Here is a 24,263-nt window from a genome sequence, read left to right as displayed (position 1 = left end):
GAGCAGGAGAAGGACGTGGACGGGGCGGCTGCCCTGCGGTGGGCAATTTTCATCCTGGAGAACATGTGAGGAGGAGTTTCGATGAGTAGTCAAGAGATCGAGAGCAAGGTCAGGGAGCTGCGCGAGCTCCAAGCGCTGATCGAGGAGGCCCAAGCGGAGGCGGAAACCCTGAAGGACACCATCAAGGCCGCCATGGGAGACAAGGACAGCATCCAGGCCGGGGAGTACCACATCACCTGGAAGGCCGTTACCTCCTCCAGAATCGACACCGCCGCCCTGAAGAAGGCCCTTCCCGATGTGGCCCAGGCGTTCACCCGGGAGACCACCACCCGCCGCTTCTGTGTGGCATGAGATATATGCGGAGAAGGGGCCTGGAAGATTGGGCGCACCAGGCCCCACCCGCAAAATAAAATGAAGGAGAACAGACATGAACGACTTTGGACGTGCTTTCACTAATATGCTCTATGACCGCATGGAGGGCGGCGGATTCCTTCAGGAACTCCAGAGCTCCCCCGAATATATCAAGGCCCAGCAGGTTTATAATGATGCGTATGAGGCCCTTGCCGGGGAGAATGGTCTCGCCAGTGGGAGCCCGGAGCAAACATTGCTTGATGCGCTTAATCGCCTGCGTGATCTTGAGCTGCATTTCATTTACAGGGCTGGCATCCAGGACGGAATGAGCATGACCCGCCCCGGCTTTCTGGTGTCTGGCGTTGCATGATACTGATAGGGGGAGGGCCACGCCTTCCCCCTCGAGAGGGGAGGGGCCAAAGATGAAAACAGCCTTATTTAAGCCGGAAGAGCTGGAGGAACTGCGGCGGTATGACGCCATGGTGGACGCATCGCCCATGACACACGAAGATTGGAAAGCCCTCGAACTGGTGGAAGACCTTCTTTTCCCGGAGCGTGTTGCAGTTAGGAAGGCCAATCACGCCAGGTATCTGAGGCGAAAGGAGGAATTGGCGGCCCGTGGTAAGGCATACCGGGAGTCCAACAGGGAGCGGGAGGCCGCCCGGAAGCGGGCCTATTACCTGGCAAACCGGGAACAGGTGCTCGCCTCCCAAAGAGCGCGGAGAAAAACAGGATAGGAGGGAAGCTATGACAACGAAAGAGCGCGTGGAAGCCCTGTGGGAAATGCTACGTGAATACTTCGGCATTGAAACTATGGAACAGTTTCAGCGGGAATACAATAGGACGCCATGTATTGATATTTCCGCCTTTGTTGCGCCGGGAGAGCATCCCTTTTTCCCAAAGCCAAAGTGAGATACCCACCCCACAAAATACCCCTTAGACGATATAATTCACTTTATTTCCATGACACAACCTTGCACGAATACAAAACATTTCTTGCTTATTGTAACCAGAAATAATGTAATTTCACACCGTATTTACTCAATTTAATAATTCGAATCCTTCTCCCGCTGCCACAAAAAACCTTGGAACTGCAATGGTTCCAAGGTTTTTTTATGCCATTTTGTGGTTTGACCCTTATTCCTCAAAAATAAAGAAAATGAAAAGGAAGTGACTCCCCCAGAAAGGTAAGCCACTTTCTTTTATTTATCTTGGTTTACGCAGTTTTGACATGTGTATTTTCCATTGGGTAATGCTTTTAAGTTTTCTGTAGATTGGCAACAGTGACGTGCCCCCAATAGGTATACCAAGAAGATGTAGAGAATAGCCGTCGGTTTCAAGTAGTCATAACGGTGCCAAACTTGTGCGGAAACATAATGTGTTTTCCATAGTTTGGCGCCCTTTTTATCCTGCCCAGAGAACCGGCCAGGGATCGGAGACATTGCTTTTGGGCGGAATCACATAGCTGGCCCCGTGCGCTGAGATATCTTCCCGAATTGCCCGAGCACCATATGCCCGGTCTGCCAGTACGGCACTCCCTCTGATCCTGACTTTTTCCAGTAGTTCAACAGCGTGAACCGAATCGTGGTCATTTCCAGCGGAGAGAAGGAACTCCACCGGGTTTCCCAAACCGTCCACGACCGCGTGGAGTTTTGTGTTCCACCCACCTCTGGTACGGCCAACCGCCTTATCCGCTGTCTTTTCCCCGCCATTGGCGCTTTCTTGTACCTTTACGCAAGTGGAGTCTACGCTCAGATTCTTCATGTCCGCGTCCCCGGACAGCGCGTGAAATACCGCCTTCAGTGTGCCGTCATCCCGCCGCTTGGAGAATCGTGCGTACACAGACTGCCAGGGGCCATAGGCCGCCGGCAGCTCACGCCACTGAGCACCGCTCCGGACAATCCAGAGCATCCCGTTGAGCATGGTCCGGTTATCCTTCCGGGGAACGGCCCCGCTTCCACGTTTCTTCCGGTGGCAGCAGCGGCTTGATTCGTTCCCATTGTTCTTTTGTTAATTCATATCGTTTCATGCCCCTAGCTTCGCATAACTTGCTTTATTGTGCAACTCTTATTTTTCAAACAAGGCCTAATCCGGGGAGGTTCTGGAAATGCCAATATCAAACAACACAATCTTACTAATTTTATTTTCTATGGTAAAATAGAACCCTACACTATCACACCAGACTTTTTGGCTATGGTATATTGGAAGAGAATGGAGGTGGGAAATCGTGAACACATATAAAACTGCGGAGGTTGCCGCAATCATCGGAATACACCCAAACACAGTACGATTATATGAAAAACTGAAACTGATATCTAAGCCGGAACGTCTGTCAAATGGTTATCGTGTATTTACAGAATTTCATATAAAGCAATGTAAGCTGATACGTCTTGCATTTCAAGTAGAGGTTTTGCAGAACGGGTTAAGGAAGAAAATTGCACAAATGATTACGGTATCAGCGACAGGTGATTTTGACACAACCATTGCTCTTACAGAAAACTACTTGAAACAAATCGGATAGGAACGCCGAAACGCGGAAGAAGCCATTGAAATTGTGAAGCAGATTTTATCCGGCGGTATCGGGGGAAACGCTCAACATTTGAAGCGAAAAGATGTGTCAAAACTGCTTGATATTCCTATGGACACTCTCCGAAATTGGGAAATGAAATAACAACCAAAGCCGCCGTTTTTATGTGGCAGGACAGTTTTCATGGATACGGCGGTATTGTAAGGTATTGCTATGGATAGTTACTTTGAAAAACAGGACAAGCCGGCTGTATTTCTTGTGTTTGGAAAAGAAGTGATCGTTGACAATGAACGATTCGCAACGGTATTATCAAGATTGCCGAAACTAAGGCGGGAAGTCCTATTGATTTATTACTTCCTCGGTTATCGTGACGGAGCAATCGGCAGACTGTATGGGCGTTGCAGAAGTTTGATAAACCGCAGAAGAGATGTTGCACTGAAACAGTTACGAAAAGAATAGGAGAGATTGGAACACGAGGAGCAGGAAGCGGTAGACGCAGTATTGCGGCACTACACCCCACACATCAAATACCTGTCTATGTTATAAGGGGCATATCAATGACGATACACAGAACAAGCTAAAAGCAAAATTGACAGAAGCCATATTGAAATTCCGTTTTGACCGGTAACAGGTAGCAAAGGCAGGCAAGAGGGCGAACGCAGCAGACTGCTTTCGCCCTCAATTTTTTATTATAGAGGAGGAGGATATCTCCTGCGACAGGATCTTTGTCGAAAAGATGGTCGAACTTTTTAATTTCCGTGAGCTTCCACCTGAACGGCTTTACCGCATCATAGAGCACTTGCTCCCATAAAAAGAGCTGTCATCATCGGAGGGGTTAAATGCAACCTTGGCGCGGCCAGTGCCGCTTCTGACCTTTTCCCGCCGCCCTTGACGGGAGGGGCGGCTTTTTGTCTTTTCTCCTTCCCCCTGGTAGAAAAATTCATAATATCATGATATCGTTATGTCATATTGATCTACCAGGAGGATTTCCAATGGACCATTTAAGGGCATTCGTCGATAGATTATCCGGAAGATTTGATAATTCCGAACAACTTGCTGCGCTTCAGCGCCAGGGCATCGCTGACTTTCCCTACGCTGAGCATGTAAACACGGCATGTAACGACAAGATTCTTGGGCTCCCCGCGGATTTTTCCGGTCTCTTTCTGGTCGAGGAGAGCTACTATACCCTGGCAGGGAAGACCAATTCCTCTTCCCACCTCTTTTTGTTCACGGAAGAAGGGGATAAAATCAAGCTTACCTCTTACGAGATCCCTGAAGGCTACAATAAAGCGTCATTTTCGTATCAGGCGCTGCGGGCTGTGGCATATTCCAGTCTGAAGGAGTCAGAAAAATTTACGCCCGCTCTGTATACACAAAAGGACGGCGTATGGGAGGGCGGTAGTGTGAGCATGTTTTCCCCGGTCCTCAAATTCACATTATTTGAGCGTTTTTCCGACGAAATGCTGGAAGTATCCGAAACAATGGAGCTCAATGGAAAGCGCACCTTTGGATATGATATTCCGATCCTGTACAAGCGGAAACCCGGTGCTTGATATGCAAAAAAGCCTGTAGTTTTGATACTACAGGCTTTTTTCCTCTCCGACCGGTATATCCGCGCCCTTCAAGACAGCCATGAATATCTCCACCGCCGTCTCAATCTCATCGTCCGGAAAATCGAACTGTTCGGCGTGAATGGGGGGATATTCCTCCCCATTCACGAGGAGAAACAGCGCGCCGGATATCTGCTTCAGATAGTGCCCAAAGTCCTCCGACCCACGCATCGCCTCCGGCATATCACAGATAGGCACACCCAAGGCCCGGGTGTGCGGCGCGTACATTCTCCGCGCAGGCCGGATGATTGGGGAACACACCGCACTCGCCAAACCCGACCTACAGGCCCGCCCGCCCGGCCTCGGCCATTGCCAGCTCTTCTAGCTTCCGCTGGAGCTTATTTAGTCCACCTCATGCTCCGCCCGGATCGTCAGGCACAGCGCTCCCTGATGGGCCGCTGCGACGAATGCCCTTTCCTATGATCGTCCATCATTGTACCATAAATTGAAAAAAGAAATACGGGTCCGCTTCCCAACGGACCCGTATTTCTTTTTTAAGAGAGAGGAGGAGGGAGTTCTTTGTGATTTCCTGATCACGTCTTCACTTTACCACATTTAGATTGGGGATACTTGGACAGATTTTGAATGTCTTATGAACAATTTGTAAATCCACTGCTATGGGAGCCATCCGTTGAACAGTGCCACCGTACCGGTCAGGTTGAGTCCCACTCCCCAAAGGCACAGCGGTACCGCCAAGGGTTGGAGGTCGCTCTCATCCCTCTTTTGGAGAAGCGTCAGCGCCGTATACAGAGCCGGAAGTGCGTCTATGGTGTAGCGGTTTCCGAACTGCCATCCTCCCATGGTGGCGTGGCAGCACAGCGCTGCAAACTGGAGCAAAATCAGTCCCACCGTCAGGGGCACTGCGGGCTCTCGTCTCAGTCCGCGTAAGTTTCGCAGCAGATACACGGCGAAGACAAGAAATATGGGGCTGAAGAGCCAGAAAGCGCAGCCATCAAAGGTCGGAAACCGGAGTCTTCCGTTTTCCATTCCGGGAAGCCGCCACAAGCGCGCCCAGTTGCCGGCCAGATAGGCCAGGCTGAACTGGCCGTCTGCTTTCTCCACTGCAAATTCCGGCAGATAATCGTGCCCGAATTGAAAGGGATCGTCGAAACGAGCGGCGTTCAGCGCCATCAGCCCGCTGCCCACCGCCAATGGCGGCAGGAGCCACCACCAATACTGCTTCAGGGCCTGTACCAGAGCCACGCCCTGCCCACGGAGCTTTTGCAGGAGGAGCAGCGCCACCAGAGGCAGATAGACGATCTGAAGGGGGCGGCAGCCAAATGCCAGTGCCAAGAACAGGAGAGGCGCCCAGCCATGCTTTACTTCCTCGTCCATGGCATAACAAAGGGATATCATGGTAAACGCAAAGGATGCCGTCTGCGCAAAATACCAGACGTCGGCAGAAAAACCCACATGGAGAAAGTTGCTCCCGGCCGTCACAAAAAATGCCCAGAAAACCGCGGCCGCTCCACGCCGTCCCGCCATATGCGCCATTTTGAGGGCGTAGACAGCGCCCAACAGCCCCAGCGCTACGGCGACCAGCGTATCCGGCGGACTCTCTCCGAAAAGCACGCAAAAGGGCAGCAGCAAAACGGAGGGAATAGGCGGGAAGCTGATGAAGTATCGGCCGTTGTACTCCGCGATTTCCAGATAGGAATACGTCCTGCCCAGTTCCAGATGGCCCTCCAGCCAGCGGCCGGCCTGGAGGGCATAGGAGTCGTAGATAGAGCCCTGAAAAGGGCTTCTGCCGATCATGATCCAAATCAGCGTGTAGACCGTCAGGAGCATAAGAAGCAGTACAAACGCCTCCCGGCGTTCTCCCTCCCTCTCCACAGCGCGCATCTGTTTCAGCACAGCCTCCCCCTCTCCCCCATGAAAAGGCCGCCCGGCACAGCAAGCACCGGGCGGTCCAGGTCACACCAGCAATTCAAAGATATCCTCTTCCTCCGAGTGGAAGTTGCCCTCGCCCAACCACGCTCGGACCTGTTCCATCAGCTTGGGCTGGATATGCGGATAGGTTATCGCCTCCGGGAATTCGTCAAATAGGCCGTTTTCCTCAATCTCCGAGTCCCCGGGGCGCGCTCCCACTTCCCGGATCTCCGCGAAAAAGAGGGCCCCATAGGACGGGTCCTTCCCGGGTTCAAACAGGCCGTAAGCGGCCACCGGCTCCAGTTGGAAATCCGTCGCCCCCGTCTCCTCCCAGAGCTCCCGCCGGGCGGTCTCATGGATGTCCTCCCCCGTCTCACGGTGCCCCCCGGGAAACTCCCAGGTGGCCCGCTCCCTATGGCGGCAAAGGAGCCACTTGCCGTCCGCTCTGGCGGCGACCACCGCAACCTTCAGGTCGCTGTCCAGCGCCTGGTCGTAAAAGCGTATCTCCATGTCAGTTCAAAAAGTCCTTCAGCTTCTTGGAGCGGGAAGGATGGCGCAGCTTCCGAAGGGCCTTCGCCTCAATCTGGCGGATACGCTCACGGGTCACATTGAACTCCTTGCCCACCTCTTCCAGCGTGCGGGTGCGTCCATCCTCCAGACCAAAGCGGAGCTTGAGCACCTTTTCCTCCCGGGGCGTCAGCGTATCCAGCACGTCGATGAGCTGCTCCTTCAGAAGGGTGTAGCTGGCCGCCTCGGAGGGTTCAGAAGCGTCCTCATCCGGGATAAAGTCGCCCAGGTGGGAGTCCTCCTCCTCACCGATGGGGGTCTCCAGAGAGACCGGCTCCTGGGCGATTTTCAGGATCTCCCGTACCTTGTCCACCGGCATGTTCATCTCCTCGGAGATTTCCTCCGGGGTAGGGTCGTGGCCCAGCTCCTGGAGGAGCTGACGGGAGACCCGGATGACCTTGTTGATGGTCTCCACCATATGGACCGGGATACGGATGGTCCTGGCCTGGTCCGCGATGGCGCGGGTAATGGCCTGGCGGATCCACCAGGTGGCATATGTGGAGAACTTGTAGCCCTTGGTGTAGTCAAACTTCTCTACCGCTTTGATGAGGCCCAGGTTGCCCTCCTGAATGAGGTCCAGGAAAAGCATTCCCCTGCCCACGTACCGTTTGGCAATAGACACCACCAGCCGGAGATTGGCCTCCGCCAGGCGCTGTTTGGCGGCCTCGCCCTTACGGATGGCGCGCTTGAGCTCCTTCTCCTCCTCCTGCGCGAGGGAGACCTCTTCTCCATTCTTCCGCGCCTTTTCGATTTCGGCCAGCTGTTCCCTGGCTGCGTCCCCCGCGCCCATGTCCTGAGCCAACTGGATCTCCTCGTCGGGGGTGAGCAGATTTACCTTGCCGATCTCCTTGAGGTACATCCGTACAGGGTCGTCGATGCCGAAGGAGTCCACCAGGGTGTTGGGGTCCACGATCTCCTCCTCGGGGATCTCCTCGATCTCCTCGATAGGGGGGACCTCATCCACCAATTCGGGAAGATAGTCCTCTCCCGCGGTGTCGATGCCCATATTTTCCATGGTGTCGTAAATCTTATCGAGCTGCTCGCTCTCCAGATCCATTTCCTCCAGGACGTCCATGAGCTCGCCGGAGGAGAGTTTGCCCTTCTTTTTGCCCTTGTCCAGCAGTTCCGCCAGCTTTTCCGCGCCCTGAACCCCCTCGACGACCTTCATCAGCTCGATCTTGCCGGCTTCGATCTTTTCCTCACTGGTCATCTTCGGCTTCTTATCGGTCTCAGCCGGCATATCCAGCACTCTTTTCTCACTCATGGATTCATCCTCCATACCCTTTTTTCTCTAGCAGCTTTTTCTGCACGGCCAAAAGCGCGTCTTTGTCGCCTTCCAGCCTGCGTTTTCCCGCTTCATTTTCTATGATCTCTATGTAATCCCTCATGGCCTGCCGGCCATTTTGAAGAGATTCCGGCTGATCGAGCACTCCGGCCAGGTGGCTCATCTCCCCGCTTTCCAGTTCGGCGGTCAGGGCCGGCAGACTCACCGCCAGGCCGCCGCGCCAGCGGTCCCGCAGCAGCCGGAAGGCCTTTCCCAGCAGCGGCGCGGAGAACGCCTCCTCTGTCAGCACTTCGGCGTCCCTGAGGAGCTCCGGATCCAGAAGCGCCAGCCGCAGCACCCCCTCCTCGGCCCGGGCCGAGCGGATGTTCTGATAGCGGAGGGACCGCTCCCTGGGCTGGAGCTGCGCCGCAGGCGTCAGATCCCTGCGCTCCTGCTGTTTTTGCTCCTTACGGATGCGGCGGGAGAGCTCCCGCTTGACCTCCTGCCCCATGGCCTCGGAGGAGATCCCCGCCAGCTCTGCACAGCGCGCGCCGTAGACCTCCCGCTCCACAGGACTGTGAAGCCCCGCTATGACCCCCACAACCTCCTTCAAAAACTCTACCTTTTGGGCGTCATCCGTAAGATCGTAGCGGCCAAGCACCTGTTCAATGCGGTACTCAATGTGATTTTCACTCTGATCCAGCAGCTTTGCAAATGCCTCCGGCCCGTAGGTCTTGAGGAACTCGTCCGGATCCTTTGCCCCCTTGACCCGCAGGACCCGCACCTTCATTCCCGTCTTTTCCAAAATGGGGATGGCCCGCTGAGCCGCGGAGACGCCGGCCCCATCTCCGTCGTAGGCGATGATCGCCTCTTTCGTATAGCGGGAGAGCAACTGCGCGTGTTCCGGTGTGAGGGCGGTGCCCAGAGATGCCACCGCACAGTCAAATCCCGCCTGATGGAGGGAAATGGTATCCATGTACCCCTCCGTGAGGATGATACGCCCCAGCCTGGACTTCTTGGCGATATTCAGAGCGAACAGGTTGCGTCCCTTATTGAAGACCGGGGTGTCCGGCGAGTTGAGATATTTGGGCGTAGAATCATCCAGCACCCGGCCGCCAAAGCCGATCACATCCCCCCTCAGATCGATGATGGGAAACATCACCCGGTTGCGGAAACGATCGTACACCCGTCCATTCTGCCCCTTTACCACCAGGCCGCACTCCAGAAGCTCTGCCTTTTCATAGCCCTTTTGGGCCATGGCGGTGATCAGGTGATCCCATCCCTCCGGGGCCATACCCAGTCCGAACCGCGTCACCGTCCCCCGTGAGAGCTTCCGCTTGCCGAACAGATACTCCGCCCCCGCCCGGCCTTCCGGCGCCTGGAGCTTTGCGTGGAAAAACCGGGCGGCTTCTTTATTCAGTGCCAGGAGGCGCTCCCTTTTCTTCCGGAAATCCGCGTTCCCGCGCTCCTCGGGCACCTCAAGCCCCACCCGCTTGGCCAGCAGACGCACAGCATCCGGGAAAGGGAGATTCTCGATCTCCATCACGAAGTTGATGACTCCTCCGCCCTTCCCGCAACCAAAGCAGTGGTAGATCTGCTTATCCGGCGAGACCGAAAAGGAGGGCGTCTTTTCACCGTGAAAGGGACACAGGCCCCACAAATTATTGCCCTTCCGGGTGAGAGGCACATAGTCCGCCACCACATCGGCAATGTCGCATCGAGCCGTAAGTTCATCCAGAAATTGTTCCGGAATGGCCATGGGCGCCCTCCTTTCCGGCTTTTCGAGTATCTTTTCCAGTAAATAACAACTCTATACAGAATCGCACCTTCCGAAAGGCAATTTTACTTCACACCCCATGACATAGGGATAAATGCTTCGGAAAATTTCTCTACCGCATATTTATCGGTCATACCCGCAATGTAATCGCACACGGCCCGTTCCACGCCCTCCCGCTCCCGGATGTCCTGAAATTCGGGGGGCAGCCGGTCCGGGTCGGACACATAGCACTCGAAGAGACGGCGGAGCATATCCTGTGCCTTGGACTCCTCCCCCTTGGCCACCGGGTTGCGGTAGACATTTTCAAACATGAATTCGCGCAGGCGGCTCATCGCCTCCCGGCAGGGCCCCGACTGGCGGACGACCCCCGCCCCGGCGCTCTCCCGAATGATGTCCACCGTCAGCGTGTCGATACGCTCGGAGTGGGTGAACCCCAGCACATTGGAGATCTCCAGGGGGATATCGATGGGGTAGATGATGCCGCCCCGCAGCGCGTCGTCGATGTCGGCGTTGATATACGCGATCTTGTCCGCCAAACGCAGGAGCTGCCCTTCCAGCGTCTCCGCCGTGTCCGGGCCGGTGTGGCACAGGATGCCCCTGCGCACCTCATAGGTGAGATTGAGGCCATCCCCATCGTTTTCCAGCCGGTCCACCACCCGCAGAGACTGGACATTGTGCTCGAACCCTCCGGGCATGATCTCGTTCAGGACCCGCTCCCCCGCGTGGCCAAAGGGCGTATGGCCCAGATCATGTCCATAGGCAGCGGCTTCGGTCAGGTCCTCATTGAGCTCCAGCCCCCGGGCAATGGTCCGGGCGATCCGCACCACCTCGATGGTATGGGTCATGCGGGTGCGGTAGTGGTCTCCCTCCGGCTGGAGAAATACCTGCGTCTTGTGCATCAGGCGCCGGAACGCCTTGGAGTGGATGATGCGGTCGATATCCCGCTGAAAGCAGGTGCGCACCGGACAGGGCTCCACCGGCCTTTCCCGGCCTTTGGAGTCCGCCGCCAGACAGGCATAGGGGGACAAAAAGCGCCGTTCCTGTTCCTCGCGCCGTTCTCTCTCGGTCAACCTCCTCCGCCTCCCCTCGTTTTTTCTACCTGATGCTATATACCCTGCGGACACACAAAAATCCTGCAAAGAAAAGAATTATTCACAGTTTCTTCATATTATTCCCGCTCTCGGCACGTCCTTGAAGGACTCCCCTGTAACTGCCGGGACAACGCCGCCGGCGGTCAGTTCGGTGATCCGGTCCGTAAAGCCTGTTGCCTTTTCCTCCGGGAGCAGAACCCTCAGCGTCACATCCGCGCCATATTCCGCGCCGTCCACCAGTCCTCCTGCCGCCTCCGTCTCCTGTCTGGCCCGTTCAAAGAGGCTGTAGGGGACCCGGAGTTCCGCCTCCACCCAGCGGCGGACCACTGAGATGCCCGCCGCATCCAGGGCATCCTTGGCACTCTGAGTATAGGCCCGGACCAGGCCGCCGGCCCCCAGAAGGATACCGCCGAAATAGCGGGTCACCACACAGCAGACATTCTCCACCTGCTCCCGCTGGAACACGTTGAGCATGGGCTGGCCCGCCGTGCCCTGGGGCTCTCCGTCGTCGGAATACCGCTCCACACCGCCCTCCCGGAGCCGGTAGCACCAGCAGTTGTGCCGGGCGTCGTAGTATCGCTTCTTCATCTCTTCCACGTGGGCGCGTGCCTCTGCCTCGCTCTCCACCCGCCAGACATGCCCGATGAAGCGGGACCGCTTCTCGGTAAATTCCGTCTCCGACGGGGCGGTGGGGATATAATACTCCCTCATCATGCCTGCCACTCCTCCCGTATCAGGGTGCCGCGGAGTCCCATACGCTCCTTTTTCATCCGCTTCCCCGGACCTTTGGGCGAAAGCGGATGGAAAGGCGCGTAGTCGGCCGCGCCGTCTCTATCGTACTGCTCGGAACGTAGTCGGCACGTCCCATCGCCGTGGCTTTTGCCCGGCGCCGGGCAGATTGCCAGCGTGCAGGCAGGCCTTAGCCGTTCCATAAAAACTCGCTCACCTGGCCCAGGATCTTGGCGGTGCAGACGGCCGTGACCTCGATGGTCTCGCCGTACTCCACCCGCTCCACCTTTGCCTCCCGGTAGAGCATGTCCACCACTCCGCCCTGGTCGTAGGGCAGACGCAGGGTGACCCGGTGGGCGCCGCCGTCCAGCCGGTCCCCGATCATGGAGGTTAACCGGTCCAGCCCCTCCCCGGTCCGGGCGGAGATGGAGACGATATCCTCCCCGTGGGGCATGATATCCCCCCGGTAGAGATCGGACTTGTTGAACACCTCGATGCGGGGCGTCTGTTCGGCCCCAAGCTCCCGGATCAGGGCGTCCACCACCGCCGCCTGCTCCCGCCACTCGGGGTTGGAGGCGTCGATGACGTGGAGCAGGAGGTCGGCAAAGCTCAACTCCTCCAGCGTGGCCTTGAATGCCTCCACCAGGTGGTGGGGCAGCTTGGAGATAAACCCCACCGTGTCGGAGACCAGCACGGTGCAGGTGTCGGAGATCTCCAGGTTTCGGGTCGTGGTGTCCAGCGTGTCGAAGAGTCGGTTGTTGGCCGGAATGTCCGAGCCGGTGAGCGCGTTGAGAAGGGTGGACTTCCCCGCGTTGGTATAGCCCACGATGGCCACCACCGGCACCTCGTTCTTGATGCGCCGCTCCCGCTGGACCCCCCGGACCCGCCGCACCTGCTCCAGATCCTCCTCCAGCTTGGCGATCTTCTTCCTGATATGCCTCCGGTCGGTCTCCAGCTGAGTCTCGCCGGGCCCTCGGGTACCGATGGGGGACTTTCCGCCGGAAGCCGTCTGCCGGACCAGGTGCCCCCACATACCCGTGAGGCGGGGCAGGAGATACTTATACTGGGCCAGCTCCACCTGGAGCCGCCCCTCCTTTGTCCTGGCCCGCTGTGCGAAGATGTCGAGAATGAGTGCGGAGCGGTCCATCACCGCCACCCCCAGCTCCTCCGAGAGCACTCTCTGTTGGGAGGGGGAAAGGGCATTGTCAAAGATGACCATGTCCGCCCCCGCCGCCTCCGCCAGCGCCTTCACCTCCGCCGCCTTGCCCTCGCCGATAAAAGTTCTGGGATCCGGGGCGTCCTTATTCTGGAGCACCGTCCCCACACAAACTCCCCCAGCCGTCTCCAGCAGGGCGGAGAGCTCCTCCATAGAGGACTCCGTGGCGTTCTCCTCCCGGCTCAGGCAGGCGGCATTCAGTCCCACCAGCACCGCGCGGTTGATTTTCTCTTCTGTCGTATGGTCCGTCATAGTACCTCCGGGGCGACCGCCCCTTATTTTTTCTGATATGCCTCGACGATCTCGCCGATATACATCCGGTGGTAGTCCTTTTGGGGATACCATTTTCCGTCTATGCCTTGGTCCAGGAAATGGGTGGGATCGATGTCCTGGTAGTAGAGCTTGCGGCACACCAGCACCAGCTCTGCCTCCTGAAAATAGGGTGCGTTCCCCGCCCCTGCGCACACGGTGAAGCCGCACTCCTTCACCTTATCGACCTCTCTGCCGCTCTTGGCGCCGCACAGGGCAAGCTGTTTGCGGTACGCCTCCCCCAAAAATGAAAGCGTGAAATAGTCGCTTTTCTCTATAAATTCATAGGTGTACCGCTGGGGACGGATATAGCAGGTGGCCACATCGGCGCCCCACAGGACGCCCAGCCCGCCCCAACTGGCGGTCATGGTGTTGCAGTGCTCAGGCGTACCGGCCGTGATGAGCATCCACTGCTCCCCAATCAGGGTAAATACGTTCTGATCCAGGCTCTTGACCTCACATTTTTCCAGCATGGCCGTTTTCCTCCTCTATTATTATGTACTCATGTACTGAAAACAGTATATGCGAAAAGACCCGCGCCGAAACCGACGCGGGCCTTATTAAGTCCCAAACTTACTTCTGGTCCAAACCGAACTTCTTGTTGAAGCGGCTCACACGTCCGCCCGTATCCACCATCTTCTGCTTGCCGGTGAAAAAGGGGTGACATTTGGAGCAAACTTCCACGCGGATGTCCTTTTTGGTAGATCCGGTCTCGATCACATTGCCGCAGGCACATTTGATAGTGGTCTGCTGATAGTTGGGATGAATGCCTTCCTTCATTGCTGGGTTCACCTCTTTCTCCTTGGGGATATGCGCATAAACGCAACTAGTATAATAGCATGTTCTCCTTGGGAATGCAAGTCCTTTTTCAAGTTTTTTCTTGTTTTTTGGAGTTGCTGGCCTCCGGCACACTGGCGTCCGGAACCTCCTCCGCCCGGTCCAGGGCAAAAAACCACAGCACTCTGCGGCACACCTGTCTCCCGGTCACCTCTTCCAGTGCCCTGCTGTAGGCCGCAAGCTGCGGACGATATTCCTCCGCCCGGTCCCCCACGGTCCGCTCGTCCACCCGGTCTGTTTTGAAGTCCAAAACCGTGATCCCCTCCGGCGTCTCGAACCAGCAGTCCACCACACCCTGAAGGAGCACCTCCTCTCCCCGGCTCGCCCGGGCATAATAGCCGGCGGCTGGAACCAGGATGGAAAATTTGAACTCCCTGTGCAGCGTTTCAGACGCCCGCGCCTCTCTGCCGATGGCGGAGGAAAAAAACGCCGTGAGCTTTTCCGGGCGTACCGCCTCCCCCTGCTGGGGCGTGATCATCTGTCTTTCCACCAGCCGCCGAATCTCCCCGGCTACCTGTTCCACCGTCTCCGTCCTGGAAAAATCGATGAACTGCATCACCAGATGGAGGGCCGTTCCCCGCTGCGCCGGAGTGAGCCCCATCTCCTCGGACGCAAATCGCGGCCGCCCGAAGCGGACGGGGCGGAGCGGCTGCGGCGTCTCCTCCGCCGCCTCCCCGTCCAAGTCGCGGCCCTTGAGCTGGGTCGCCGTCAGTTTGGACGGGATCTCCACATCTCCGGCGAAGGGATACTGCCAGAGAAGCCGTTCTTCCAACCCTGGACCGGCGTCCTCGTCTGCCTCCTCTTCCGGCGGCGCTCCGCAGGGCGGGGGCTCCACCGCCAGCCCGCTCCCATTGATCCAGCGGATATCCCATTCCGGCCCGCAGTCCTCCGCAGTCACCGGAATCTCGACCCCGGCGGCCCGGCGCAGCGCGTCGGCGTCGGGCCGCGCCAGCACAGGCAGCAGCACCCACTGGCTCACCGCCTGCATACCCAGAAGGGCCTGGGGCTCCACCGGGCAGCCTGCGTCCCCCGCCATACGCTGAAGATCACGGGCTCCGCCGGTGAGGGAACAGACCAAGACCAGCTTTTCCCTCGCCCGGGTCATCGCCACATAAAGCAGCCGCAGCTCCTCCGCCATCATCTCCCGCTCCAGTTGGCTGGCCACAGCCTTCCGGGCCAGCGTTGGGAACGATACCATCCGTTCGGTGTCCAGACCTTTGGGACCCACGCCCAGCTTGGGGTGAAAAAGGATGGGGCGCTGCATGTCCTCCCGGTTGAGCCTTCTTGCCAGCCCACAGAGAAAGACCACTGGAAACTCCAGCCCCTTGGACTTGTGGATGCTGAGGACCCGCACGCCGTCTCCCCCTCCCGCCGGATTGGGAGAGGTGAGCCTGCCGCCGTTTTCGCGGACATGCGCCAGATAAGAGAGGAAGCCAAAAAGTCCCTTGTGTCCGGACGACTCAAACTGTCGTGCACATTCGCTGAGCGCCAGCAGATTTCCCCGCCGGGTCCCGCTGTCTCCCATGGCGCTGAAAATGCCCAGGAGATCGACCCGGTCATAGAGATCCCAGAGGAGCTGGTGACAGCTCATATCCACGGCCCGGTCCCGCAGCAGTTCCAGCTCCTCCAGAAAGGCGGCCGTGTCCCGGCCCTCATCCCGGCACAGCGCCTCGTAAAAGTCCGTGTCCCTGGCGTTGGCCCTGATCTCTGCGAGCCGGTCCGCCGAAAAGCCGTAGAGCGGGGAACGCAGCACCGAGATGAGGGGGACGTCCTGCCTGGGATTGTCAATGATCTGGAGGTAAGAAAGGGCCACAGACACCTCAGTGGAGTCCAGAAAATCCTCTCCCCCATCCGCCTCCCAGGGAATATCCCGTTCTCCCAGCGCCCTGGCATAGTGGTGAAGCACCGCCCCCGGCGAGCGCAGAAGAATGACGATATCCCCCGCAGACACCGGCCGCAGGCCGCCGTTCTGATCGACGACCTGGAATCCCTCCTCCAGGAGCGTCTGGATGCGGCCTGCGGCAAAGCGGGCCTCCAGCAGATCCCTGGGGGACTTCTCTCCCTCTTCCTCACCGGTCTGGGAGAGGTCCAGGGCATCCAGCTCCACACGGTAGTCCCCCCCGTCCTCTTCGAAGGATGCGCCGGGATAGAGGGCCTCGTCCCCGGTGTAGTCCATCTCGCCGAACTCCGTGGACATCACGTTTCGGAAGAGGAAATTGGCTCCCTCCAGCACTTGGGGCCGGGAGCGGAAATTCCGTGTCAGAAGGATGCGCCTGGGCTCGCCCTCCGCCGCCTCACCCGCCGGGCGGAACGAGCGGTACTTCTCCAGGAAGATGGTGGGGTCGGCCAGTCGGAAGCGATAGATGGACTGTTTCACGTCCCCCACCATAAATAGGCGTTTTCCCTGCCCGGAAACGGCGGAAAAGATAGCGTTCTGCACCTCATTGGTGTCCTGATACTCGTCCACCATGACCTCGGCGTACCGCGCGCCCCACTGGTCCGCCAGCTCCGTAGGCAGCCCGTCTTTTCCCACCAGAAGCCGGACCGCGCAGTGCTCCAGATCGGAAAAGTCCAACAGGCCGCGTTCCCTTTTCAGCGCCGTATAGGCATGTGAGAAGTCCTCCACCAACGCAAACAGTCCCCGCACCGCCGGATGTACCGCGCGCATATCTTCCAGCAGCCGTCCGCTGGGCTCGGAGAACAGCTCCGCCAGCTTTCCCATGCGCTTTTTACAGACCTCCCGTATGGTCTTGATCCGCTCCTGGGCCGCGGGATCGCCGCAGCCCCGCACCGCGCCCAGACGGGGGAAGGGGATCGCCACCCGTTCCGAGGCCCGGTCCCAGCCCTGGGCGGCGGCCTCCCGGAATGCGCGCAGGCCCTCCAGAGTGGCAGACAGGCTGGGGGCGTATCCTTTTGAAAGCTTTTCCTCCCCCCAGGCCAGCTCCAGGGCCCGCATCATCTGCCCCTGCCAGTATTCCGCCTGCCTTTCTGCCTGCTCCAGCAGCAACGCGCCCCAGGGCGTCTCCCCCGCATCGGCCACGCCCTCCAGAGCAAAGGCCCTCTGCTGCCCCGCCAGCCAGGCGCCGGGGGCCGGATGGCTCTGCACCTTTCCATAGATATCCAGGGCGATCCGGACCAGACGGCTGTCGTCCCGCCCGGCGGCCACCGTGTCCAGAAGCCGGGCGAAATCCCCCTCCGGCTCTACCGTCTCATACCGCTGTTCCAGCACATCGTCCATGGCCTGGAGCATCAGCACCCCCGCCTCGCTCTCGTCACAGAGCCGGAAATCGGGGTCCAGATCCAGCAGGTGCCCGCACTCCCGGAGGAGTTGGGCGCAGAACGCATGGACGGTAGATATCTGCGTCTGATAGACCAGCATGGCCTGCCGCCGCAGATGGCGGTCCCCAGGGCGCTCTGCAAGGCGGGCCGCCAGTTCCTCCACGATCCGTCCCCGGAGCTCGGCGGCGGCGGCTTTGGTATAGGTAATGACCAGGAAACGGTGGATGTCCAGCCCCTCCTCCTCCACCCGGGAGAGCAGGCGCTCCACCAGCACCCTGGTCTTACCGGAGCCGGCAGCAGCAGAGACCAGCAGTCCTCCGCCGCGGTCCTCCACCGCCGCACGCTGTTCCTCCGTCAGCGGGAACCCCATCTTCTCACCTCCTACTTCTCCATCTCTTCCGCCGCCACCGCCTGCCAGAATGCCTCCCCGTCCAGCGCGGGCAGGTACCTCACCCTGTCGCCGCCGCGCCCCTCCTCAAAGTGGCAGGCAGCGGCATAGTCGCAATAAAGGCAGGCGTTCTTCTCCGGTCCCCGCCAAAAGGGGGCGGCCGCGATGTTCCCCGCGGACAGTTCCCGGGCAATTTCCCGCAGGATACGCTGCGTATGGACTTTCAGCCTTCCCAGCCGTTCCGCCGACACCAGCGCGTCGCCGGTAATGGCTCCCGTGCGGCCGGACACGCGCAGGGGAAGGAAGCGCAGCCCCTCCTCTCCGGGGCTCTCCATGGCTTCCACCACCTCCGGATCGTCTAGGATCAACCCCCTCCGCCGCAGCTCGGCGTCCGCCCTTTTCCGCCGCTCCGCCTCATCCATATCACGTCTCCCCTGGACCGTCGCCTCCCGCGCGGGCAGATAGAGCACACCGGCGGGCGTCACCTCACGGTGATAGAGCGCGCTCCCCTGATCCTCCAGTGTAAACAGATAGAGCAGCATTTGAAGGCCCAGCCCATTCCAGACCTCCGTCAGATCAAAGGACTTCCGCCCCGTCTTATAGTCCACCACCCGGAGGTAGAGCCGCCCGTTATGGACCCAGCCGTCCAGCCGGTCCACAAAGCCGGATATGCTCACGGTGATGCCGTCCACCGTGAGCTCCACCGGCGGCAGCTCCCCCTTGGCGCCGAAGCCCAGCTCAAAAGCGATGGGCCGGAACTGGGAAGCGCCCAGCTCGTCCAGCACGTTCTCCACCACCTGGGTCACAGGCCGGACTAGGCGCTGGAACAGGTAGAGAAAGCGTGGCGTCTTGTTCTCCAGTCCGCCCAGCTCCTCCGCAATATATCGCTCCATGATCTCCCGGATCAGCCTGCGGGCCCGCTCCCGGTCATAGGACCAGCCGCCGGAGCCGTCCCCGACCCGGCAGGCAGGGTCCTGAAGCACATGCTCCAGAACATAATGGACGAAGGTGCCGTATTCCGGGGCCTGGAACCCGGCGGTCCGTCTGGCCTTTGCGTTCAGTCCGTACTGCATGAAATAGGAGAAGTGACAGGATTGGTACTTGTCCATCCGGGAGGCCGACATAGGCACATGCCGGCCGTAGAGCCGCTGTACCGCCTCAGGCGACAGGCTTCCCCGCTCCGCATGGAGGGCATCCTCCATCCGCCGTACCCGGGGCGCATATTCCGCCCTTCCGCTCAAAATGCGCCGCACCTGGGGATAGCGGCCCGCCAGCTCCACTGCCGGGCCGGGGGCGGACAGCCGGAATGTGCCGGACATGTCCTGCTCCCGCAGCAGCGGGTTCTGTGGGAAGAGCAGGCGCAGTCGACTCACCAGAAAGGAGGGGCGTTTTTCCTCCCCTTGGGGGTCCATGGCCGCCCAGCTTACGGTCAGCCAATGGGAGGGACGTGCACATGCCTCGTATACAATGGTCATCTCACGGTCCAGCTTGTCCGCAAGCTGCGGGGAGAGCTCCAGCCCGAAGGAGGAGAGCAGGCTCCGGTCGTCATCGGTGAAGAGCCCCGGCGCTGGCGCCACCTGGGGCACAGCCCCATCGTCCGCCCCCAGGAAGAACAGTGCTTTCACCTCCCGGTTCCCCAGTCGGGCCGCCTCACCGGCGTTTACCCGGTCCAGGGACACCGGGATGGTACCCACGTCATACTGGGACAGGACCAGCTTGAAGAGTTGGGCAAATTCCTGCAGCTCCATGGGCTCTTCCCCCAGCAGCCCGGCGCACTGCTCCAGCCCGCCGCAGAGGATCTCCCAAAGCTGTCCGTATTCCTCCGCCCGCTTGAGCTCTCCCCGCGCGCGCAGCCGTTCTGACCGCTCCGCGAGCTGCTCCGGCAGGCGGATGGATTCCAGGAAGCGATAGAGCGCCATCGCCTGTCCTCTCCCCGTGCGGTCCCTGTTTTTCCGGAGCCCCTCCAGCGGGCCGACAACCTTTCTGCGCACTTCGTTGACCCGGGCGATCCATTCCCTGTCCGGCCCAGTCATGGGGAAGCCATATCCCCTGGGGTGCATGTCCCAGTCGGCTTTTGCCGTCCAGCGATTCCCTTTTATCCCCCACTTCAGCACATAGTTCTCCAGCTCGTCACACTCGCCTCTGGACACCCCCGCAAGGCCTGTTTTCAGATAGCGAAACACGTCGTCATAGCTGTAGCCCCGCGCCACCACGTCCAGCGCTCCCGTCACCACGGCAAAGACCGGCTTTTGCAAAATATCAGTCATTGCATCCAGGAAAACGGGGATGCCATACCGGGGAAAGATCTCCTCCACCAGGGGCGCGTAGCGCTCAAATCCCCGCGCCACCAGGGCGATGTCCCGAAAACGGCAGCCCTCCTCCCGCACCAGCCGCAGGACCTCCGAGGCCGCATACTCCACTTCCGAGCGGGGCCGCAGGGCGGAAAACAGCCCGATCTCCGGCGCGAGGGACGCTGCCGCCGCCGGCACATCGGCAAACAGGTTGGCCTCCAGCCGGGCAAGCGCCGCCGACCGGCCTTCCCCGCGCTGGGGCAGATATTCCGCCTCGGCGGGGACATGTTCCTCTCCCGCCATTCGCCTCAGATAGGCCGCCGTCCGCCGCGCAGGAGCGAAGATGTTGGATGCTCCGGTATCCCGGTCCAGCCGGTCAGAGGTGAGGGCGACCGTCACGGACTCCGCCTGCCGCAGGAGGGCCCGCAGCACCAACCCCTGCTGGGGCGTGAAGTCCGTGAAGCCGTCGATATAGATATCCATGCCACGGGCATAGCCGCATTCCTTCAGACCCTGGGCCAGCCGTGTGATGCGGTCCCGCGGGTCGGCCGCCGTCCGCGCGGAAAGCGCCTCATAGGCGCCAAAAATCAGCCCCAGATCCCGGAGCTTTTCCCCCTCCCGACCCTCCACCGCCTCGCCCGCCCTGGCCAGGTCGTCCGGAAAGACCTGATACTGCTTGCATTCGTCCAGCGTGGCCAGCAGTCCTGTGAGGAAAGCAGGTTTCCGGGAGGGACGGGCATAGACGGTCAGGCTGCCGGAAACTGATTTCAATGCCGCGCACATGAGGAGCAACCGGCCGCCCGGGTCCAGCGCCGGGGCGGCCAGCCCCCCCGTCTGAGAAAAGACCCGGCTTCCCAACCTCGTAAAAGAGAGGACCTCGGCGTAGAGGGACACCTGGTTCCCGGCCACGGCGCACAGACGGCGCTCCGTCTCATGGGACGCCTGTTCAGGTACGATCAAAAGCTGTCTCCGCGCTCCCCCGGAGGCGGCGATCCGGCGCAGGATGGCGGTGGATTTACCCGCGCCCGCCCGGCCCAGCAGCAGCCGCAGCATCCTTCTCCCCCCTTTCTTTTTCTCTTCTGACTCTGACCATTATAATGCGTGTGGGGCAAAGCCGCAAGTCTCACAGCATCCGCTCCCGGCCCATAAAAAGGACTCCGGCAGCCTGGGGGCCGCCGGAGTCCTGGAATCCTTTTTGTCCAGCCCTTACTGGGGATTGAGCGTGTAGTTGGGCGCTTCCTTCGTGATATAGATGTCGTGGGGATGGCTCTCCTTCAAGCCCGCACTGGTGATCTGGATAAACTGGGCCTTCTCATGGAGCGCGATGATATCCCTGCATCCGGTGTAGCCCATACCGGCCCGGAGGCCGCCCATCATCTGGTAGATGGTCTCCCCGGCGGCGCCCTTGTAGGGCACCCGGCCTTCCACGCCCTCGGGGACCAGCTTTTTGTTGTCCTCCTGGAAATAACGGTCTTTCGAGCCCTTGGCCATGGCGCCAAGGGACCCCATACCGCGGTAGACCTTGAACTGACGGCCCTGATACACCTCGGTATCGCCAGGGCTCTCCTCGCAGCCCGCCAGCAGGGAGCCCAGCATGACCACATTGGCGCCCGCCGCCAACGCTTTGGCAATATCTCCGGAATACTTGATCCCGCCATCCGCAATGATGGGAACGCCGTACTCGGCAGCCACACAGGCCGCGTCATAGACCGCTGTAATCTGGGGCACGCCGATGCCCGCAACCACACGGGTGGTACAGATGGAGCCGGGCCCGATGCCGATCTTCACGCAGTCCGCGCCCGCCTCGATCAGCGCGCGTGTGCCCGCTGCGGTGGCCACGTTGCCGGCAATGAGCTGTACATCCGGATAGAGTGCCTTGATGCGCTTTACACATTCGATGATATTGTGGGAGTGGCCGTGGGCCGAATCCAGCGCCAGCACGTCCGCACCGGCGTCCACCAGGGCGGCCACCCGGTCCAGGACATCCGAAGTGACGCCGATGGCGGCCCCCACCAGCAGCCGTCCCTTTTCATCGCGGGCGGAGTTGGGATACACCGTGGCCTTTTCGATGTCCTTGATGGTGATGAGCCCCTTAAGGTGGAATTCATCGTCCACAATGGGGAGCTTTTCAATCTTATGCCGCCGCAGGATCTCCTTGGCCTCCTCCAGCGTGGTGCCCTCCTTGGCGGTGACCAGGTTCTCCTTGGTCATCACATTGTCGATGAGCTGGCCCATATCCACTTCAAACTTCATGTCGCGGTTGGTGATGATTCCGATGAGCTTCCCGTTGTCACAGATCGGCACGCCGGAAATCCGGTACTTGGCCATGAGCTCATCGGCTTCGGCCAGGGTGTGGCCGGGAGCCAGCCAGAAGGGATTGGTGATGACGCCGTTCTCAGAGCGCTTGACCATATCCACCTGCTCCGCCTGGGCGCCGATGGACATATTCTTATGGATGATGCCGATCCCGCCCTCACGGGCAATGGCAATGGCCATACGGTACTCCGTCACCGTATCCATGGCGGCGCTCATGACCGGGATGTTGAGCCGGATCTTCCTGGTGAGCTGGGTGTGCAGGTCGATGTCGGCGGGCAGGACGTCGCTCTCCGCGGGGACGAGCAGGACGTCGTCGAAGGTCAGGCCCTGCCGGGCGAATTTACCTGCGGCGTCAGTGTTAATCATGGACTCCACTCCTTCATTCATCATCAATATTCCTGGGCAGTCAACAATATTTGGCCTATTTTACGCCCCGTTTCAGGGCTTGTCAAGAGGGGACATGGTGAGCGCCGCGTCAAATCTCGGCTTTCCCTCTTCCCCGTCGCCCTGCACATACCATGTTCCGTTTTCGCAGCCCGTCGAGAGACGAATGGTCTCCCCCGCCCGGCACTCTTTCAGATATCCGATCTGGAGCGAAGAGACGAACCGCCCCTGGCCCAGGCGCTGCATCTCCAGCGCGTCACAGGTAAAATCGGCATATCGGACATTGTTCACATGGCCGTTGACATCGGTATCACTGTAATGCAATGCGCGCGCCTGCGCCGGGACCAGCGGTACCGGAACCTTCAGCCTGGGCAGCAGTTTCTCCTTGCAGAGCGCGCCGCCGGAGGTATCGTCAAACTCCCGCACATTCCCCAGCCGGAAGAGTTTATGGGTATCCAAATCCGCCAGGACCCACACGCTCACCGCCTCTCCAATGGGCTTACCGTCCATCAGAAGGTCGAAATCCCGATACATAGACGCCCCCCTGCTCCCCCGGTGCCAGGTTCTGATTGTGACCCTCTCATCCCAGCAGACCGGTCGGTCCAGGCGATACCAGATCCGCGCCAACATCCAGAACACATGATAGCGCGCCACCATTTCCTCCCGGGAGACATGGAGCTCCACCGCGGCCTCCGTGGCCGCCTCCTGAAGGAAGTCCATCATGGAGGAGGGGCGGCACTGGTTAAACGGGTCCACGTCCCGCGCGCCGACCCGATAGGTGTTCTCGTAGTACATCCTCACACCTCCTTGCCGTGGATGAGCAGCGAAGGTTTGCAGCAGATATCCTCCAGGTCGTCCGCCGTGGCGGCGGGAATCCGCAGCGCAGCGCCGCAGCGGGCACAGAACAGATCCACCGAACTGAAATTTACCTGGAGCTTCCACTCCTTAGAGCCACAGGCACAGGAGATCCCGCCCCGCTGCGCAATATCGCGGATCTCCGACAGGACTTCATGCATAATCACGTCGTCAATAAACGTCCCCTCTGCGCCGGCGGCGGCCTCCAGCTTATCCACGGCCTCCTCCAGCCGCTTCATCGCCGCAAAAACCGGCCCCTCTTCTCCCACGTAGCAGCAGTCCAGTCCCGAGGCTGCGCAGGAGAAAGCCAATGTTTTCTCATGGAGAAAAGCGTGCGTGGAACAGGAAACGGTGTGCTCCTTCTCACAGAACAGACAAGGGACCGTCAGCTTCACGCGGTCCCCTATGATCTCCGTTTTCAGCGCCGCCTTCCCACAGGGGCAAGGGATAGCGCTGGGCGCCGCAGCCAGAGAAAAAACCGTCTTTTCCACCACCACGCTCTGGCGGCAGGACGGACAGAGATAGGCGATCGTACGCTTGGGCTCTTCCACCATATTGTGCTTCCTCCCAACTGAGCCTTTTCTCCGGTAGCCCACCGGGGTA

Annotated in this window: 20 protein-coding genes and 4 pseudogenes; 8 read left to right on the top strand and 16 right to left on the bottom strand. The window is 59.6% G+C overall.

Features of this window, described 5'->3' with window-relative positions; genetic code table 11:
• The first annotated feature begins 81 nt into the window (after positions 1-81).
• The 4 genes from SRB521_RS06550 to SRB521_RS16090 all read left to right on the top strand — a co-directional run bounded on the left by SRB521_RS06550 (position 82) and on the right by SRB521_RS16090 (position 1,263).
• A complete protein-coding gene (locus tag SRB521_RS06550; protein ID WP_116721992.1) occupies positions 82-351 on the top strand; it encodes a hypothetical protein in 270 nt (89 codons plus the stop codon).
• 76 nt (positions 352-427) lie between these two features.
• A complete protein-coding gene (locus SRB521_RS06545; protein WP_116721991.1) occupies positions 428-721 on the top strand; it encodes a hypothetical protein in 294 nt (97 codons plus the stop codon).
• 52 nt (positions 722-773) lie between these two features.
• A complete protein-coding gene (locus SRB521_RS06540; RefSeq protein ID WP_116721990.1) occupies positions 774-1,088 on the top strand; it encodes a hypothetical protein in 315 nt (104 codons plus the stop codon).
• Positions 1,089-1,098: 10 nt separating this feature from the next.
• Complete coding sequence (locus tag SRB521_RS16090) at positions 1,099-1,263, top strand: hypothetical protein (RefSeq protein WP_165366587.1); 165 nt, start codon at positions 1,099-1,101, stop codon at positions 1,261-1,263.
• Between the two features lie 492 nt (positions 1,264-1,755).
• Here SRB521_RS16090 and SRB521_RS06535 read toward each other — a convergent pair.
• A pseudogene (locus SRB521_RS06535) lies at positions 1,756-2,310 on the bottom strand (IS5 family transposase); the annotation flags it as partial.
• Between the two features lie 268 nt (positions 2,311-2,578).
• Here SRB521_RS06535 and SRB521_RS06530 point away from each other — a divergent pair.
• The 4 genes and pseudogenes from SRB521_RS06530 to SRB521_RS06515 all read left to right on the top strand — a co-directional run.
• Positions 2,579-3,016: pseudogene (locus tag SRB521_RS06530) on the top strand (MerR family DNA-binding transcriptional regulator); the annotation flags it as partial.
• Between the two features lie 72 nt (positions 3,017-3,088).
• Positions 3,089-3,337 (top strand): annotated as a pseudogene (locus tag SRB521_RS16795) (RNA polymerase sigma factor); the annotation flags it as partial.
• A gap of 18 nt (positions 3,338-3,355) precedes the next feature.
• Positions 3,356-3,506: pseudogene (locus tag SRB521_RS06520) on the top strand (helix-turn-helix domain-containing protein); the annotation flags it as partial.
• A 364-nt stretch (positions 3,507-3,870) separates the two neighbouring features.
• The gene (locus SRB521_RS06515; protein WP_116721988.1) at positions 3,871-4,431 is read left to right on the top strand and encodes a hypothetical protein; all 561 of its coding nucleotides are present in this window, start codon (positions 3,871-3,873) and stop codon (positions 4,429-4,431) included.
• A gap of 27 nt (positions 4,432-4,458) precedes the next feature.
• Here the strand turns inward: SRB521_RS06515 and SRB521_RS06510 are convergent, their stop codons facing one another.
• From SRB521_RS06510 to SRB521_RS06440, 15 genes are all read right to left on the bottom strand, one after another.
• Entirely contained in the window at positions 4,459-4,686 is a 228-nt protein-coding gene (locus tag SRB521_RS06510) for a hypothetical protein (protein WP_129868817.1), read from the bottom strand.
• 417 nt (positions 4,687-5,103) lie between these two features.
• Complete coding sequence (locus tag SRB521_RS06505) at positions 5,104-6,342, bottom strand: hypothetical protein (RefSeq protein WP_075704106.1); 1,239 nt, start codon at positions 6,340-6,342, stop codon at positions 5,104-5,106.
• A 60-nt stretch (positions 6,343-6,402) separates the two neighbouring features.
• Positions 6,403-6,867, bottom strand: coding sequence for an NUDIX hydrolase (locus tag SRB521_RS06500; RefSeq protein ID WP_075704107.1), 465 nt, complete (start codon positions 6,865-6,867; stop codon positions 6,403-6,405).
• A 1-nt stretch (position 6,868) separates the two neighbouring features.
• Complete coding sequence (rpoD, locus tag SRB521_RS06495) at positions 6,869-8,164, bottom strand: RNA polymerase sigma factor RpoD (RefSeq protein ID WP_371744251.1); 1,296 nt, start codon at positions 8,162-8,164, stop codon at positions 6,869-6,871.
• Between the two features lie 28 nt (positions 8,165-8,192).
• The gene (gene dnaG / locus SRB521_RS06490; protein ID WP_116721986.1) at positions 8,193-9,947 is read right to left on the bottom strand and encodes a DNA primase; all 1,755 of its coding nucleotides are present in this window, start codon (positions 9,945-9,947) and stop codon (positions 8,193-8,195) included.
• Between the two features lie 83 nt (positions 9,948-10,030).
• Positions 10,031-11,035, bottom strand: a complete 1,005-nt coding sequence (locus tag SRB521_RS06485) for a deoxyguanosinetriphosphate triphosphohydrolase (protein WP_033116478.1) — start codon at positions 11,033-11,035, stop codon at positions 10,031-10,033.
• A 93-nt stretch (positions 11,036-11,128) separates the two neighbouring features.
• A complete protein-coding gene (locus tag SRB521_RS06480) occupies positions 11,129-11,770 on the bottom strand; it encodes a YigZ family protein (RefSeq protein WP_371824768.1) in 642 nt (213 codons plus the stop codon).
• Positions 11,771-11,975: 205 nt separating this feature from the next.
• Positions 11,976-13,253, bottom strand: coding sequence for a GTPase HflX (gene hflX, locus SRB521_RS06475; protein ID WP_116721984.1), 1,278 nt, complete (start codon positions 13,251-13,253; stop codon positions 11,976-11,978).
• Between the two features lie 23 nt (positions 13,254-13,276).
• Positions 13,277-13,783 (bottom strand): flavin reductase family protein, encoded by a 507-nt coding sequence (locus SRB521_RS06470; RefSeq protein WP_033116475.1) that lies wholly within the window; start codon positions 13,781-13,783, stop codon positions 13,277-13,279.
• 100 nt (positions 13,784-13,883) lie between these two features.
• Positions 13,884-14,090: a 50S ribosomal protein L31 gene (gene rpmE / locus SRB521_RS06465; RefSeq protein ID WP_033116474.1), complete on the bottom strand. Its 207-nt coding sequence runs from the start codon at positions 14,088-14,090 to the stop codon at positions 13,884-13,886.
• 88 nt (positions 14,091-14,178) lie between these two features.
• A complete protein-coding gene (gene addA, locus SRB521_RS06460) occupies positions 14,179-17,796 on the bottom strand; it encodes a helicase-exonuclease AddAB subunit AddA (RefSeq protein WP_116721983.1) in 3,618 nt (1,205 codons plus the stop codon).
• An 11-nt stretch (positions 17,797-17,807) separates the two neighbouring features.
• Positions 17,808-21,158, bottom strand: coding sequence for a PD-(D/E)XK nuclease family protein (locus SRB521_RS06455; RefSeq protein ID WP_116721982.1), 3,351 nt, complete (start codon positions 21,156-21,158; stop codon positions 17,808-17,810).
• Between the two features lie 153 nt (positions 21,159-21,311).
• Positions 21,312-22,787 carry an IMP dehydrogenase gene (gene guaB / locus SRB521_RS06450; RefSeq protein WP_116722087.1) on the bottom strand — a complete coding sequence of 492 codons (1,476 nt, stop codon included), beginning with the start codon at positions 22,785-22,787 and terminating at the stop codon, positions 21,312-21,314.
• A gap of 72 nt (positions 22,788-22,859) precedes the next feature.
• Positions 22,860-23,600 (bottom strand): acyl-[acyl-carrier-protein] thioesterase, encoded by a 741-nt coding sequence (locus tag SRB521_RS06445; RefSeq protein ID WP_116721981.1) that lies wholly within the window; start codon positions 23,598-23,600, stop codon positions 22,860-22,862.
• 2 nt (positions 23,601-23,602) lie between these two features.
• The gene (locus SRB521_RS06440; RefSeq protein ID WP_075704115.1) at positions 23,603-24,214 is read right to left on the bottom strand and encodes a hypothetical protein; all 612 of its coding nucleotides are present in this window, start codon (positions 24,212-24,214) and stop codon (positions 23,603-23,605) included.
• Positions 24,215-24,263: the final 49 nt, after the last annotated feature.

This window comes from Intestinimonas butyriciproducens (assembly GCF_004154955.1).
In the GTDB taxonomy this organism is placed as follows: domain Bacteria; phylum Bacillota; class Clostridia; order Oscillospirales; family Oscillospiraceae; genus Intestinimonas; species Intestinimonas butyriciproducens.
This window is presented reverse-complemented; position numbering and strand designations above follow the sequence as displayed.

What these genes read in the sequence shown, in the direction of transcription:
- SRB521_RS06550 (WP_116721992.1), top strand. Translation starts at nt 82, where the DNA reads ATGAGTAGTCAAGAGATCGAGAGCAAGGTCAGGGAGCTGCGCGAGCTC.
- SRB521_RS06545 (WP_116721991.1), top strand. Translation starts at nt 428, where the DNA reads ATGAACGACTTTGGACGTGCTTTCACTAATATGCTCTATGACCGCATG.
- SRB521_RS06540 (WP_116721990.1), top strand. Translation starts at nt 774, where the DNA reads ATGAAAACAGCCTTATTTAAGCCGGAAGAGCTGGAGGAACTGCGGCGG.
- SRB521_RS16090 (WP_165366587.1), top strand. Translation starts at nt 1,099, where the DNA reads ATGACAACGAAAGAGCGCGTGGAAGCCCTGTGGGAAATGCTACGTGAA.
- SRB521_RS06515 (WP_116721988.1), top strand. Translation starts at nt 3,871, where the DNA reads ATGGACCATTTAAGGGCATTCGTCGATAGATTATCCGGAAGATTTGAT.
- SRB521_RS06500 (WP_075704107.1), bottom strand. Translation starts at nt 6,867, where the DNA reads ATGGAGATACGCTTTTACGACCAGGCGCTGGACAGCGACCTGAAGGTT.
- rpoD (WP_371744251.1), bottom strand. Translation starts at nt 8,164, where the DNA reads ATGCCGGCTGAGACCGATAAGAAGCCGAAGATGACCAGTGAGGAAAAG.
- dnaG (WP_116721986.1), bottom strand. Translation starts at nt 9,947, where the DNA reads ATGGCCATTCCGGAACAATTTCTGGATGAACTTACGGCTCGATGCGAC.
- SRB521_RS06480 (WP_371824768.1), bottom strand. Translation starts at nt 11,770, where the DNA reads ATGATGAGGGAGTATTATATCCCCACCGCCCCGTCGGAGACGGAATTT.
- hflX (WP_116721984.1), bottom strand. Translation starts at nt 13,253, where the DNA reads ATGACGGACCATACGACAGAAGAGAAAATCAACCGCGCGGTGCTGGTG.
- SRB521_RS06470 (WP_033116475.1), bottom strand. Translation starts at nt 13,783, where the DNA reads ATGCTGGAAAAATGTGAGGTCAAGAGCCTGGATCAGAACGTATTTACC.
- rpmE (WP_033116474.1), bottom strand. Translation starts at nt 14,090, where the DNA reads ATGAAGGAAGGCATTCATCCCAACTATCAGCAGACCACTATCAAATGT.
- addA (WP_116721983.1), bottom strand. Translation starts at nt 17,796, where the DNA reads ATGGGGTTCCCGCTGACGGAGGAACAGCGTGCGGCGGTGGAGGACCGC.
- SRB521_RS06455 (WP_116721982.1), bottom strand. Translation starts at nt 21,158, where the DNA reads ATGCTGCGGCTGCTGCTGGGCCGGGCGGGCGCGGGTAAATCCACCGCC.
- guaB (WP_116722087.1), bottom strand. Translation starts at nt 22,787, where the DNA reads ATGATTAACACTGACGCCGCAGGTAAATTCGCCCGGCAGGGCCTGACC.
- SRB521_RS06445 (WP_116721981.1), bottom strand. Translation starts at nt 23,600, where the DNA reads ATGTACTACGAGAACACCTATCGGGTCGGCGCGCGGGACGTGGACCCG.
- SRB521_RS06440 (WP_075704115.1), bottom strand. Translation starts at nt 24,214, where the DNA reads ATGGTGGAAGAGCCCAAGCGTACGATCGCCTATCTCTGTCCGTCCTGC.